The organism is Cupriavidus sp. C3SS-1 (assembly GCF_057073755.1).
Genome location: NZ_CP172700.1, coordinates 2,043,930 through 2,057,579, shown reverse-complemented (window position 1 = coordinate 2,057,579; position 13,650 = coordinate 2,043,930). Strand labels below are relative to the sequence as shown.

At 60.6% G+C, this 13,650-nt stretch carries 9 protein-coding genes and 3 pseudogenes; 6 read left to right on the top strand and 6 right to left on the bottom strand.

Going from position 1 to position 13,650, the window contains the following annotated elements; genetic code table 11:
- Positions 1 to 11: 11 nt before the first annotated feature.
- The 4 genes and pseudogenes from ACIGJC_RS25470 to ACIGJC_RS25455 all read left to right on the top strand — a co-directional run bounded on the left by ACIGJC_RS25470 (position 12) and on the right by ACIGJC_RS25455 (position 7,187).
- Entirely contained in the window at positions 12 to 1,940 is a 1,929-nt protein-coding gene (locus ACIGJC_RS25470) for an acyl-CoA synthetase (protein ID WP_483712160.1), read from the top strand.
- Positions 1,941 to 1,959: 19 nt separating this feature from the next.
- Positions 1,960 to 4,958: pseudogene (locus ACIGJC_RS25465) on the top strand (molybdopterin-dependent oxidoreductase).
- Positions 4,951 to 5,838 carry a 4Fe-4S dicluster domain-containing protein gene (locus ACIGJC_RS25460; protein WP_483712159.1) on the top strand — a complete coding sequence of 296 codons (888 nt, stop codon included), beginning with the start codon at positions 4,951 to 4,953 and terminating at the stop codon, positions 5,836 to 5,838. The pseudogene ACIGJC_RS25465 and the gene ACIGJC_RS25460 overlap by 8 nt, the downstream one beginning before the upstream one ends.
- Positions 5,839 to 6,014: 176 nt before the next feature.
- Complete coding sequence (locus ACIGJC_RS25455; protein WP_483712158.1) at positions 6,015 to 7,187, top strand: porin; 1,173 nt, start codon at positions 6,015 to 6,017, stop codon at positions 7,185 to 7,187.
- Positions 7,188 to 7,201: 14 nt separating this feature from the next.
- Here the strand turns inward: ACIGJC_RS25455 and ACIGJC_RS25450 are convergent.
- Positions 7,202 to 7,303 (bottom strand): annotated as a pseudogene (locus ACIGJC_RS25450) (SDR family NAD(P)-dependent oxidoreductase); the annotation flags it as partial.
- Between the two features lie 7 nt (positions 7,304 to 7,310).
- On the opposite strand from ACIGJC_RS25450, the pseudogene ACIGJC_RS25445 reads away from it, so the two are divergent.
- Positions 7,311 to 7,599, top strand: a pseudogene (locus ACIGJC_RS25445) (LysR substrate-binding domain-containing protein); the annotation flags it as partial.
- A 235-nt stretch (positions 7,600 to 7,834) separates the two neighbouring features.
- Here the strand turns inward: ACIGJC_RS25445 and ACIGJC_RS25440 are convergent.
- From ACIGJC_RS25440 to ACIGJC_RS25420, 5 genes are all read right to left on the bottom strand, one after another.
- Complete coding sequence (locus ACIGJC_RS25440; protein WP_483712157.1) at positions 7,835 to 8,800, bottom strand: tripartite tricarboxylate transporter substrate binding protein; 966 nt, start codon at positions 8,798 to 8,800, stop codon at positions 7,835 to 7,837.
- Positions 8,801 to 8,831: 31 nt separating this feature from the next.
- Positions 8,832 to 9,902: a cyclase family protein gene (locus ACIGJC_RS25435; RefSeq protein WP_483712156.1), complete on the bottom strand. Its 1,071-nt coding sequence runs from the start codon at positions 9,900 to 9,902 to the stop codon at positions 8,832 to 8,834.
- Between the two features lie 9 nt (positions 9,903 to 9,911).
- Positions 9,912 to 10,844, bottom strand: a complete 933-nt coding sequence (locus ACIGJC_RS25430) for an NAD(P)-dependent oxidoreductase (RefSeq protein WP_483712155.1) — start codon at positions 10,842 to 10,844, stop codon at positions 9,912 to 9,914.
- Positions 10,841 to 11,539, bottom strand: a complete 699-nt coding sequence (locus ACIGJC_RS25425) for an RraA family protein (protein ID WP_276102716.1) — start codon at positions 11,537 to 11,539, stop codon at positions 10,841 to 10,843. The genes ACIGJC_RS25430 and ACIGJC_RS25425 overlap by 4 nt, the downstream gene beginning before the upstream one ends.
- A gap of 108 nt (positions 11,540 to 11,647) precedes the next feature.
- Positions 11,648 to 12,613 carry a Bug family tripartite tricarboxylate transporter substrate binding protein gene (locus ACIGJC_RS25420; protein WP_483714392.1) on the bottom strand — a complete coding sequence of 322 codons (966 nt, stop codon included), beginning with the start codon at positions 12,611 to 12,613 and terminating at the stop codon, positions 11,648 to 11,650.
- A 102-nt stretch (positions 12,614 to 12,715) separates the two neighbouring features.
- Between ACIGJC_RS25420 and ACIGJC_RS25415 the strand changes: the two genes are divergently transcribed.
- The gene (locus ACIGJC_RS25415) at positions 12,716 to 13,471 is read left to right on the top strand and encodes an IclR family transcriptional regulator (protein WP_483712154.1); all 756 of its coding nucleotides are present in this window, start codon (positions 12,716 to 12,718) and stop codon (positions 13,469 to 13,471) included.
- The last annotated feature ends 179 nt before the right edge of the window (positions 13,472 to 13,650 follow it).

Below are 13,650 nucleotides of genomic sequence, written 5' to 3'. Positions count from 1 at the left end.
AGGAGACAAGCATGCCCGATACGACGGTGGGCGGGACCTTGGCCGGCGAAATCCGGACCCAGGCCGATATCGACGCCTTTGAGCGCACACCGTGGGAAGACAAGGTTCCCGCGCAGAACACATACGAACTCCTGTGCCGCGCCTGCGATCGCTACGCAGCGCGGACAGCGCTTCGCTTCGTGATGAACGGCGAGCCGCACGCGCAGGAGTTTGCTGTCGACTACGCCACGCTCAAGGCGCGCGTGACGCAGGCGGCCAATGCCTTCCACCGTAGTGGCATTTCCCCGGGCATTGCCGTGAGCCTGCTACTTCCGAACCTGCCGCAGACGCATTTCGCCTTGCTTGGCGCCCAGGCTGCAGGTATTGCCAGCCCCATCAACCCCATGCTCGAGGTGGACCATATTGTGGCCATCGTCGAGGAGACCGGGGCCCGGGCGCTGGTCGCCTGCGCACCGATGGAAGACAGCACCCTATGGGATAAGGCCGTCGCGGTGGTTGACCGCTGCCCTGCGGTGCAGACCCTATTCGTCGTCAGCGCCACGCCTTACGTTGGCGACGACGAGCGCAAGCGCCTGGAAACGGCCTTCCAGGCTGCGTCTCGGCCGGCTCGCGTGGAAGTGAGGGTGGTCAGCTTCGAAGACGCGTTGGCCGCGGAGCCTCCAGACATGCTGTTGTCCCAGCGACGCATTTTTCCGAGCGACATCTGTTCGTACTTCCACACCGGGGGCACTACCGGCCTGCCCAAAGTCGCCACGCACGCGCATCTCAACGAGGCGTTCGTTGCCGCCATGCTGGGCGTTCTCACCCCGTCTCCCAACACAATCCTGTGCGGTCTCCCGCTGTTCCACGTGAACGGCGCGATGGTCACCGGCCTGGCCGCCTTCCATCGTGGCTGGGAGGTCGTCATGCTGACCGCGGCCGGCTATCGTGGTCACGGCGTGATGCCGAATTTCTGGAAGCTGGTCGAACGATTCAAGGCGAACAGCTTCAGTGGTGTGCCGACGATCTATAGCGCGCTCGCCGACCTGCCTCGCGATGGTGCCGATATTTCCTCGCTTCGCTTCGCATTCTGCGGTGCGGCGTCGTTGCCGGCCGAAGTGGCAAGGCGCTTTGAAGCAGCCGCCGGCATCCCGTTGTACGAGGGCTACGGGATGACAGAAGGCGCCTGCGTTTCAGCGCTGAATCCGCCTCTGGGCCAGCGCCGACTTGGCAGCGTTGGGTTGCGCCTGCCTCACCAGGCCATCGGAGTATGGAAGACTGGCAGCACGGACCTTGCCAGTGAGCCGGCCGCGCCGGGGGAAACGGGTGTTATTGGTATTCACGGCCCCAATGTGTTCCCGGGCTACTTGCGGGAGCACGATAACCGCGACATCTGGCTAAAGCCCGGCTGGCTCAACACTGGCGATCTCGGTTATCTGGACAGGGATGGTTACCTGCACCTGACGGGCCGTGCCAAGGAGCTGATCATTCGAGGCGGCCACAATATCGACCCGGCAATGATCGAGGAAGCGCTCCTGCAGCATCCGGCGGTGGCGATGGTTGCAGCCGTCAGCCAGCCGGATGTGCACGCCGGTGAATTGCCTGTCGCCTATGTCACGCTCAAGCCGGGGCACGTTCTCACGGCCGACGAGCTGCTGGCCGCGGCGCGCACGCTAGTACCGGAGCGCGCTGCTGTCCCTGCACGCATCGAAATTCTGCAGACGCTGCCGCTGACTCCCATTGGCAAGGTGGCACGCGCGGCGTTGCGCATGCGCGCGGTCGAGGAAGTCTTCCGCGAACAACTGGAGCAGGCCGGTGTACCCGCCAGCGTACGTGTCGGGTCGGATATCAGGCAAGGTACCGTCGCATTCGTTCAATGCGCCGCTGCCGACGCAGCGCGGGTGCGGGATCTCCTGGCAGGTCGGTTTCCATACCCGCTCGACTTCACTCATCCGGCGTGACCCGAGGCTCGATCCAGCGATGAAAAAGATTGTCCTTCGAACTATCTTGTTCGCCTTGCCACGGGTCCTGAACCTGACCGCGTGGAAGCACGCGGACTTCCGCCGGCGCCTGAAGCAGAAAAACTGTACCGCCTTCATTGGGCTGCTCGATGGCAGTATTGGGGTCACCCTCGAAATCAAGGGTGGAAAGCTGCGGTCGCGGAATGCGAAGAGCGCCGACGCCGACGTCAGCCTGCTGTTCAGGGACTTGCCGACGGCACTGAAATTCCTGATGCCCAACCCGGATCAGGGCGATATTATCCACGCCGCGAAAAACTTCAAGGTCATCACGAAAGGGCCAGACCCCCTGGTGGTCTGGTTCATGCAAACGCTGAACCTCAGCCAGACGGTTGGCGTCGAGATGGGTACGGCAATGGCCGACGGCATGCGACGGTTTGCCACCTGCACGAACGGCGGGCCGCTGTTCGTCTACGTAAAAGCGGGACGCATCGTGCGCGTGACCCCCATCGAGTTCGACATCGACGATGCGCACGGCTGGGAGCTCCAGGCGCGCGGGAAAACCTTTCGACCGCAACGCCGCGCGCTGGTGGCGCCTCACGCCATGACGCTGAAGTCCGTCGTCTATTCGGACAAGCGCATTCTTCATCCGATGAAGCGCGTCGATTACGATCCCGATGGCGACCGCAATCCGCAGAACCGAGGGAAATCGGGTTACGTGCGCATCTCCTGGGATGAGGCCCTGGACATAGTGGCCAAGGAGATCAACCGGCAGAAACGCGTCCACGGTCCTGGTGCCATCACGTTTCCGATGTCGTCCCACCATCAGTGGGGCAACGTCGGCTATTACCTCAGCGCCTTGACGCGCTTCGCCAACCTGATCGGTTTCACCCGGGTCGCCGCCAATCCCGACAGTTGGGAGGGCTGGTACTGGGGGGCGATGCATCATTTTGGAAATTCCATGCGGATCGGCGTCCCGGCGGGCTATGGCGGAGTCGAGGATTGCCTCAAGGAAGCAGACTTGATTGTGTTCTGGTCCTGCGATCCCGAAAGCACCAATGGTGCCTATGCCGGTTTCGAGGGCACGCAACGGCGCCTGTGGGCCAAGGAACTCGGCATCGAGTTCATACATATCGACCCGCACAATAATCCGACGGCTCAGTTGCTCGGGGGTCGCTGGATTCCGGTTCGGCCGCAAACCGACGCCGCGCTGGCCACCGCGATCATGTACGTATGGGCAGTCGAAGGCTTGTACGACCAAGATTACGTCGCGGCCCGCACGACGGGCTTCGAAGCGTGGCAGGCCTATCTGCTCGGGCAAACCGACGGCATCCCGAAGACGCCGGAGTGGCAAGAAGCTGAAACGGGAGTGCCGCCAGGGACGTGCGCGCACTCGCGCGAAAGTGGGGCAACAGGAAGGTCTATCTGGCGGCCGGCATGACAGGCGCGGGGTTCGGCGGCGCTGGGCGCGGCGCCACCGGACAACAGTGGGCACGCTGCATGATCATGATGATGGCGATGCAGGGTTGGGGCAAGCCGGGGGTCAATTTCGGATGCCTTCAGCTCGGCACCCCAGTGGACCTTCACTTCTACTTTCCGGGATACGCGGATGGCGGGATTTCCGGTGACCTGATGTGGACGGGCAATGCCGTCAGCAACTATCAGCGGATGCCGCACATCCTGACGATGAACCCGGTCAAGCAAATGGTTCCGCGGCAACAGCTTCCCGACGCGATCATCAACGGGCACGCCAGCGGCTATCTGTGGGACGGCATTTCGCAGGAGGCGCAATTCGCGCCGTTCACCTATCCGATGCCGGGCTATTCGCCGATTCACATGATCTACCGGTATGGAGGCTCGGCATTCAGCACCGTCACCAAGTCCGGGCGATGGATCGATGCCTATCGGCATCCCAGCATCGAGTTTGTCGTCAATCAATCGATCTGGATGGAGGGCGAGGCCCGGTTCGCGGACATCATTCTTCCGGCCTGCAGCTCGCTGGAGCGCTGGGACATCGGCGAATGGTCGAATTCGGGGGGGTACGCACATCACGGGATTGCCGGCGTCAATCATCGTGTTGTAACGCTGCAGCACAAGTGCATTGAGCCACTCGGTGAGTCGCGGTCTGACTACGACATATTCACCGCGATTCTGGAGCGGCTGGGTCTGGGCGCCTTGTTTACCGAAGGCGGCTCAGAACTTGACTGGGTCAAGCGCGTTTTCGATGGCTCCGATCTGCCGAACCACATTTCGTGGAAAGCGTTCTGCCGCAAGGGTTACTACGTTGTCCCACCCGAACGGCCGGATTTCAGCCAGCCGGTGGATATGCGCTGGTTCGCGGAAGGCCGCCAGAAGGATCTCCCCGAGCCGCACCCGCTGCCAAGCCAGTTTGCGGAGGGATTCGGCAAGGGCGTGCAAACGCCCAGTGGCAAGATCGAATTCATTCCCGAGATTCTCAGGCGCCATACGGCGGACAATCCCGATCGGCCGGCGCTCAACCGCTACATCCCATCATGGGAAGGTCTAGGGACTGCCACGCTGGCGGGCAAGTATCCGCTACAGATGATCGCCACGCACTCGCGCTATAGCTTCCACACGTCGAGCGATGGCAAGAACAGCGCCGTGAATCACGTGCCAGACCACCGTGCCCGTATCGCCGGCCATGACTTCTGGCTCGTGCGCATCAATGCCGTCGATGCGAAGGAACGCGGGATCGCGCACCGTGATCTGGTCAAGGTCTATAACGACCGCGGCGCGGTGATCTGTGCGGCCGATATCTCGCCGTTGATGGTTCCAGGGGTGGTGAAGTCGCATGAGGCCAGCGCCGCGTTCCAGATGGTCGACATCGGAGGCGAAACGGTCGAGATCGGCGGATGCATGAACATCCTCACGCCCGACCGCCCTCAGACGCGGGGCACGAGCAGCATGAGCCCAAATTCATGCCTGGTCCAGATTGAAAAATGGCAGGGCGCCGAGCAATTCAAGCTCAGCCGCGCGGATACGGAGATTGCTCATGGATAAGTGGAATCTCATCATCAACGTCGGCCGCTGCGAGAATTGCTATAACTGCGTCATTGCGGAGAAGGACGAACACGTCGGTAACGACTTTCCCGGATATGCGGCACCCGCCTCCGTATCCGGTGACAGCACGATCCGCATTCTGCGCCGCGTCGAGGGGCAGGCACCAATGGTCCAAACGACCTACCTGCCGGTCATGTGCAATCACTGCGACAACGCGCCTTGCATGAAGGTCGGTGGCGACGCGATCAACAAGCGCAAGGATGGCATCGTCATCATCGACCCTGTCAAAGCCAAGGGCCGCCGGGACATCGTCCGGTCGTGCCCTTACAAGGCCATTGTCTGGAACGAGGAGTTGCAGGTCCCTCAGACCTGGATTTTCGATGCCCATTTGCTCGACAGCGGCTGGCAGCGCCCGCGCTGCCAGCAAGCATGCCCCACCGATGTTTTCGAGGCGGTGAAGCTCGACGACAACGCCATGGCCCAGAAGGCTCGCACCGAGGGATTGAAGGTACTGCTGCCTAAGCTGGGCGCCAGGCCGCGAGTCTATTACGGCGGGCTGGAGCGCTGGGAAGCGTGCTTCATCGGCGGCAGCGTCAGCGTCGAGGTATCTGGCCAGGTCGAATGCGTTGCGCGCGCCCAGGTGTCGCTTTATCAGGGCGAGGAGAAGATTGCCGTTACGGAAAGCGACGATTTTGGCGACTTCCGTTTTGGTGGTCTGCCCGCAGAAAGCGGCGGCTATCGTGTTGAAGTCCATCACAGCGCGGGAATGGCGCACAGGGACTGCGAACTCCACGAAAGCGTTTATCTCGGCGAGATCGTGCTGGTCCCTACCCATCGGACACGGAAGAGCGACCTCTCTGAATGCATCCCGCAGAGCTGACCGCACGGTTCAGATAGCGCGCCCACTACGGGAACAGCAGCGGGGCCGTGCCTGGCATTCCATCCGCGAACCGCATCCGGCGCTCGCCCTTGATGCGGTTCGATGGTGTGCGGCTGAGCGATGTGGGCGCACTTGCATTCAATACCACCGCTACAACAACGAGGAGACATTGCAGCATGAAAGAGCGCCTTCTTACCTGTGCAGCATTCGGACTTTTTTCCGGCGCTGCCTACGCACAGTCCAGTGTTACGCTGTACGGCGTCGTTGACACGAATCTCGAATACGTCAATAGAGTTGGATCTGTTCCATTACCCACGAATCTCTACAACCCCGGCGCGGGGCACAGCGTCACCCGCATGAACAGTGGTGGTCTTGCGGGGTCCCGTTGGGGCTTACGTGGCGAAGAGGAGCTGGTGGCGGGGATGAAGTCGCTTTTCGTCCTGGAAAGCGGCATACAGGCCGATACAGGGACTTTGGAACTGAACAACACACTGTTCGACCGACAGGCGTACGTTGGCTTGCGCAGCGACAAGTTTGGCCAACTGACATTCGGCCGGCAGTACACATCGCTCTTTCTCGGGCTGGCCAATTTCATGCCTGCCGCCTATTCGGTTCAGTATGAGCCGATCGGTGTGATAGCCGGTCCAAACTTCCGCGAGAACAATACCGTTCAGTACGCAGCCGTAGTAGGGCCGGTGACAGCAATTGCGCATTGGTCCTTTGGTGTCGGGATGACCTTGCCACCTATCAGTCCGTTCGCTCAGCAAGTGACGGTCGGAGGCAATGGCGAGGTTCCGGGTCACGCCAGGAAGGACACGGGGTATGGCGCGGCACTGATCTATACGCCCGGCGCATTCGGCTTCACCATCGACTACGATCAATACAACCCGTCGATCGCCCAAGGGAGCGGTACCAGCCGGCGGGTAGCGGCCGCAGCGAGCTACACATTCGATGCCAAGGCCAAGGTCATGGGTGGGTATCGCTGGGGACAGAGCAGGGATCAGAACAGCCTTACAGTCTTGCGCGATGACTACTACTGGGTGGGTGGGAATTATCAGGTGACCCCAGCCGTCGAGCTGACGCTTGAATATGATTATCAGATTGTCCGGAATCTGTACGGAAGCGCTACGGTGGCGAACCCATGGCAACTGTTCTTTATGGCGAAATATAGTCTGAGCAAGAGGACCGCTTTGTATGTGTCCACGGCCTATGCGCGGAACGCCGGATCGATGCTCGAATCAGCGGCGTCTGGCTATGGCGCGAGCCTCTTGCTCAATAATACTTACGCGCCTGCGAACGGGCAGACGTCCATGATCGGCGTTGCGGCAGGTGTTCGCCATATCTTTTAATCGCGCTCAGTAGTTACATGCGCGCCTTCTGCGGCGAACCGCTTGGCGGTGGCCAGTCCGATGCCGCTCGTGCCACCGGTTACGAGTGCGATCTTCTTTTCGAGTCTGCGGGTCATGGTGATGCTGCGCGTGACCAACTCGGAAGCGCTGCTCCCCATGCTACCGGCGGGGCAGGGCGTTGCAGAATTGCCGGAATTCATGGCGGGCGAATATCTGGCCGACGGACGGCTAGAGGCGATCCTGCCTGGCTGGAGCCTGACACGCGGCGGCGTGTACTTTGTCACGCCATCGGCACGAGCCCGGCCCCGCCAAGGTCACTGCGCTCGCCGATTTCTTTGCAAAGGACCTCTCTTCGCCCCCATGGTCGCGGCCGCCGGTTGATGGATCGGGCGCTCCACAGCGGGGGAAATAGCGATGGAAAGACTCTTGCCGTCAGGGATTCTGCCCTCGTCTGGAAGGCTGTGAGAGGCCGTGGCGCGTGTGAGCAGGCGTTGAACAATCCTTAACGATTTGAGCCGGCCGAGGGCGAGGGCGCCGGCCGGCGCTACCCGACCCTTCTCGCCCGTTTGGCACGTGATGCCAATGGCCGTAACGACCTACGTAGCGGCCATCGACACTCCGCGAAGTACGTTTCTCCAGACCCAACCTCATTCCGGGCGAATATTGCCCTGTTTAATGACTGTCGCCCATTTTGCGCGCTCCGCATCAAGGAACTTTCGAAATTCTTCTGGCTTATCACCAGAAGCCTCCGCGCCGATTGCCGCGAGCCGTTCCTTGATGGCGGGTTGTGCCAAGACTTCGATTGTTGCCTTGTTGATCTTGTCTATGACTTCCGCAGAGGTGCCAGCAGGCGCGAACAAGCCATTCCACTCATACACCTGGTAGCCGGGAAGTCCGGATTCCGAGATGGTTGGTACATTGGGCAACGTGGTGGAGCGCTTTGCGCCTGTTGTCGCCAGCACCTTCAACTTCTTGCCTGAGACCAGTGGGTAAGACGCTGCCATGTTGCTGAACATCATGTCCACCTGGCCACCCATCAAGTCACTCAACGCTGGTGCGCCCCCTTTGTAGGGAACGTGAAGCATATTCAGTCCGGACTGCTGACGGAACAGCTCTGCGGCCAGATGCTGTGCGGTGCCGGAGCCCGCGGACGCATAGGTCAGCTTTCCAGGCGTAGCCTTTGCGCGCGCCACGATATCCTTGGGCGAGTTGAACGGAGAGTTTGGAGGAACCACTAGAAGGTTTGGCACTAGTACCACCAGGGAGATGGGGGCAAAGTCCTTCGCGGTATCGTAGGGAAGCTTCGGTTGCAGACTAGGGTTGACCGAGTGAGCCGTAGCATCCAGTAGCAGGGTGTAGCCGTCCGGCGCAGCCTTGGCGACCGCGCCGGCACCGATCACACCGCTTGCACCGGGGCGGTTGTCTACGACAATGGTCTGACCCAGCTTGGTACCCAGAGGGGCAGCTACGATGCGGGCGACCGTGTCGGCCGCGCCGCCTGCGGGATATGGAACGACGAGACGGATTGGATGATCGGGATAGGCGGCGCTCGCACACGCGGTGGCGCACAGCAGTGTGAGGCCGGCAATGGCGCCGGTAACGGACTTGAACATTGTCTCGTCTCCAGAGAGTTGTAGTTGTGTACTAGACCGTCGCGATCGGAGTCGCCGGCGAACCTACTGCGCCGGGAAGGCGCAGAGGTGGGGCGGTCAGCAGGAAGCGGCTACGATTGTTCTCGCGCAGCCAATATGCCAATGGTGTCAAATGCCACAGCTCGCCGAGGTGAATGCCATTCTTGAACAGGCAATGTTCATGCAGCGGCAGTCGTGGCCCGCGAATGGGGGAAGGCGTCAGCGGTTTCGGCACAACCAGCTCCACGGCGGGGTTGTCTGCCAGCAGGCATGCCAGGCGCGAGTCGGTGATCCAATTGAGCAGCTTCGCGTCGTAGCCATCCAGTCCGGTGCCGGAGTCGTGGAGTACCTTGAGATCGGGCGACTTGTTCATCGATAACAATGTGTCGGCGAACCCGGTATGGAGGCAGACCATATCGCCCGACTCGACTGTTACGTTATCTGCTTCCAGAATGCGCATGAGCCGGTCGTAGCCGACAGCCTGTCGTTTACGCCCAATGTGGCGCTCGATGTCGATCATGACGCCGCGGCCTTGGGCACCGTGCTCAGCAAGGACGGCGATACTCAACGCTCCGGCTTCCGGGTTCTCGTATCTTGCCCATGCCTCGGACGCTTGAGTCTCGACACCGGCTCTGATTTCCTCGCCTGCCCGAAAGCCGTTGTAGAAGACAGCTTCGTCGCTGCCGTCACCGTCGGCATCGAAATGACTGCCTACGTGTGCAAGGCTGTCCCACTGCGTTGAATACTGCAGGCTCATGAGGACAACATCGTCATTGACCACGTCCGTCAGATCGGGATCCTCGGAACGGTACGACCAGCAGAAACCCTGCTGCCCGGCGCTCTTTCCATCCCGAAGGACGGCGAAGCGCCGCGGTGGCTGCCGACGCACGTTCATGGTTTGGCCGCCGGGGTAATCGAGGGGAAGCGAAAGGCAGAACGTAATGCCCTCGCGCACCTCTGCGACGCCTTGCAGTACCTTGGCGCGATCCACCAGGTTCATGCGCCCACGCTGATCGTTCGCTCCAAACTCTCCCCAATTGCTGCCGTCCGGCTTACGCTGCCACCGCCTGGCTGCTTCACTCATGTCGGCTCCTTATCGCAGCTTCGCAAGTTCGGCCAGCACGTTCGTCGCGGCGGCTACACCCATGTTGACGAAGGCATCGCTAGTTACGCCGCCGATATGCGGGCTGATGATGAACTTGCTGTTTCTGAAGAAGGGATGATCGGCGGGCGGCGGCTCTTGCTGCAACGAATCCAGGCCTGCTGCGGCTACTTTGCCGCCATCAACCGCTGCCAGAAGCGCGCTTTCTTCAACGAGTCCACCGCGCGCGGTATTGACGACGATAACGCCATCCTTACACTTGGCCAGGTTATCCGCGTTGAGGAGTCCTCGATTCTCGGTGGTCAGTGGACAATGGAACGATATGACGTCCGAATCTCGCCAGATCGTGTCGAGGCTGACCTGCTCGATGTTCGCCGGCTGATTGGTGGCATAAGGGTCATATCCAATGACCTTCATGTCCATGGCATTCGCCATCCGGGCGAAACGTCGGCCGATCGCCCCCAGGCCTACCAGACCGAGCGTGCGCCCCTTCAGTTCGAGGCTTTGATGCGTCGATTTGTCCCAATGGCCGTTACGTGTGCGCTGGTCTAGGATCACGACCGATTTTGCGCAGGCTAGCATTAGCGCCAGCGCTTGTTCGGCCACTGCTGCCGCATTTGCGCCTGTCGCGGCCACGACTTTGACGCCACGCGCCTTCGCAGCTTCCTGGTCGATGTTGTCGATGCCACTTCCGTGCTTTGACAGGACGCGAATCGACGGCGCTGCGTCGAGCGCCATGGCGCCGACCTTGCTTGTGCGGACGATGATCGCCACAGGCGCGTAACGCCGGCATAGTTCTGCGGTCTCTTCTTCGGTTGCCGCTTTTCCTGCATAGACCAGTTCGAAGTCTGACAGCAGCGCGACTGCCTGTGGCGCAATGTTCGCCGCGGTCACAACGATTACGGGCTTGTCCGGCGCACTCACAGCGTTTCCCCAGCCTTCAGGACACCGGCGGCACGCAGGGCATCATCCAGCCAGGATGGTCGCAGTGCTTCGCCAGACTTGATACCTTCGATGCGTTTACGCTCCGCCGCTACCTTCTTTGCAGCCTCCTCAATCAGAGCCGGCGCCTTTTCGCGCTCGATGACGACCACGCCGTCTGCATCGCCAATGACGAGGTCGCCCGGGCGCACCGTAACGCCGCCACATTGAATCGGATGATTCACGCGGCCGGGTACGAATTTGGTAGGCCCGTTGGGATTCAGTCCTACAGAGTACATCGGGAAGCCAGTCTCGATGATCTCTTCGGCATCACGCGCAGCGGCGTCCAGGACAACGGCCGCGACACCGAGTGCAATGCACTGATTCACCATGATTGCGCCCATCAGCGCGCTGCTTTGGTCGCCTTTGCCATCGACGAGAATGACGTCGCCTGGTTGAGCCAGCGCCATGGCGGCGTGAATCATAAGGTTATCGCCAGGGCGAACTTCCACGGTGACAGCCGGACCGCAGAACTTGCTTTTTTGGCTCAGTGGTGCGATCCGCCCGTGCAGGCCGCCGCGGCGACCCGCTACATCGGCGAAGATCGAAGACGCGTACTCGGAAGCCTGCTTGACGATGTCCGAGGAGACGCGTTCGAAATCACGGATGACATCAGGGAGTTGTTGGGTTGCCGACATAGTTGCTCCTAAAATCTGCGAGTGAATCCAGCCGCACAGTTGGCATGCCAACTGACGGATTGTGAAACCGCGAAAGTGGAATCCGGCGCGCGGTCGCGCGCCGAGGCGTTAATCGATGGTCGCGCCCGAGTCTCTGACCACAACTCGCCAGCGAGCAAGATCCTTTTGCAATAAGCCTGCAAATGCTGAGGTACTACCGCCCAAGACCTGTCCGCCTTCCGCCTCGATCTTGGAACGAACGGCCGGGACCTGGAGTACTCGATTCAATTCAGCGTTGAGTCTTGCGACGACGGGTGCCGGGGTGCCGGCGGGTGCAAGCAGGCCGAACCATGTGTCCGCGTCAAATTGCTTCACTCCGGCTTCCGCTACGGTGGGCGTGTTAGGCAATTGCGGCGAACGCTTAGCAGAGGTCACAGCGATTCCGCGCAACTTGCCCGTCTTGATTTGGCCCATGACCGTAGGGACGGAGCCAATATAGATTTCCACCTGGCCACTCAAAACGTCGGTGAGAGCCTGCGATGCACCCTTGTATGGAATGTGCTGCATCTTCACACCGGCCTGCTTCTGCAGGAGTTCCATGGCGAGGTGTGCGACCGTACCATTGCCCGGCGTGCCGAACGTTACCGTGCCTGGCTTGGCTTTCGCAGCGGCAAGCACGTCAGTCAGGTTCTTGTATGGTGAACTGTTGTTGGCAACAATCGCGAGAGGTGCGGAGGCAATCAAGCCGATGGGCGTCAGATCTTTTGCAGGGTCATATGGCAGCTTCTTGTACAACGACGGATTGATGGCAAGATTGCTGGTCTGGCCGAATACCAGCGTGTAGCCGTCAGGCGATGCTTTTGCCGCAGCCTCGACGCCGAGGTTGCCGCCAGCACCTGGCTTGTTGTCGATGATGATGGTCCACTTCAGATCCCGGCTCAGTTGTTGGCCAATTTCACGCGAGAAGGTATCCGGCGCGCCGCCCGGTGGGAAGGGAACGATCAGGCGAATGGGCTTGGTCGGATAGGTGTCCGCGGCATGCGCAGCAACGCCTGACAATGCAGCAATGGTGCAGGCCGCCAGAACGCGAAGGATCGTCTTCAAGGGTGTCTCCAATAGAAGCCTTGTATTTGTGCCTTGACTATAGATTGCTGTTCCGTGCTATACAATTGCGTTGTCCATAGCGGAACATGTGCCATGAAACGGAATGCTCGGCCTGACCATGCGCCTGAAGGTGCGGATAAAGACACAATCATTGCTGTCACCCGTGCTTTGCAGATTCTCGAGGCATTTTCTGCCGATGACGCTTCGTTGAGCTTGTCGGAGTTGAGCCGACGGGTCGGGATGGGCAAATCGACCGTGCTGCGCACGGCGCGGACGCTTGCGCAAAGCGAGTATCTGGCCCAACGCGAAGATGGCCAATGGCGCCTCGGAGCGGCCGCGGGATGGCTGGGCGCGCGCTATCAGGCTGCGTTTCGAGTGAATGAAACCGTGGAGCCTGTGCTCAGGCGAATTAGCTACGAAACACGTGAAAGCGCAGCCTTTTATGTCCGGGAGGGAGACACTCGGGCCTGCCTGGTGCGAGTCGAAGGACCGGGCGCGGTGCGGCACCACGTGCGCGTCGGGGAAAGGCTTTCTCTCACCGGAGCGCCGGGCAGAGTGTTGCGGGCATTCGCAGGCGAAAGCGGCGAGCCATACGAGGCCATTCGCAAAGATGGTTATTTCATTTCAATGGGCGAAAGGGAGCCTGAAGTTTCGAGCCTGGCTGTCCCGGTGTTCGGAATCAATTGGACTTTGGCCGGGGCTCTTTGCATCTCAGGGCCCATTAGTCGGCTGACGCGAGATAAGTTGGCGGAGTATGTGGATCTGATGCTGGCAGCGGGAAAGGAAGTGTCCTATGCAATTTCCGGCTCCCGGGATCAGAGTGTCCGCCCTACGACATGGCATCCCTGATTTCGAGACGGCGATTTTGAGCCAATGCTCTGACTACCTTATGAGAGCCAAGTGTCTTGGGGCCGGATGAATGATTGATCGTATGGGACGCTACGGAAAAGGCACTTGCTGAGGCGGTCAGCGACCGATGTTTGGCGCACTCTGGTCGTTAAGTTTCGAATTGCAGGTGACAGGAGTGG

Bases quoted from the DNA above. Each gene is read 5' to 3' on its own strand.
- ACIGJC_RS25470 (WP_483712160.1), top strand. From the start codon at position 12: ATGCCCGATACGACGGTGGGCGGGACCTTGGCCGGCGAAATCCGGACC.
- ACIGJC_RS25460 (WP_483712159.1), top strand. From the start codon at position 4,951: ATGGATAAGTGGAATCTCATCATCAACGTCGGCCGCTGCGAGAATTGC.
- ACIGJC_RS25455 (WP_483712158.1), top strand. From the start codon at position 6,015: ATGAAAGAGCGCCTTCTTACCTGTGCAGCATTCGGACTTTTTTCCGGC.
- ACIGJC_RS25440 (WP_483712157.1), bottom strand. From the start codon at position 8,800: ATGTTCAAGTCCGTTACCGGCGCCATTGCCGGCCTCACACTGCTGTGC.
- ACIGJC_RS25435 (WP_483712156.1), bottom strand. From the start codon at position 9,902: ATGAGTGAAGCAGCCAGGCGGTGGCAGCGTAAGCCGGACGGCAGCAAT.
- ACIGJC_RS25425 (WP_276102716.1), bottom strand. From the start codon at position 11,539: ATGTCGGCAACCCAACAACTCCCTGATGTCATCCGTGATTTCGAACGC.
- ACIGJC_RS25415 (WP_483712154.1), top strand. From the start codon at position 12,716: ATGAAACGGAATGCTCGGCCTGACCATGCGCCTGAAGGTGCGGATAAA.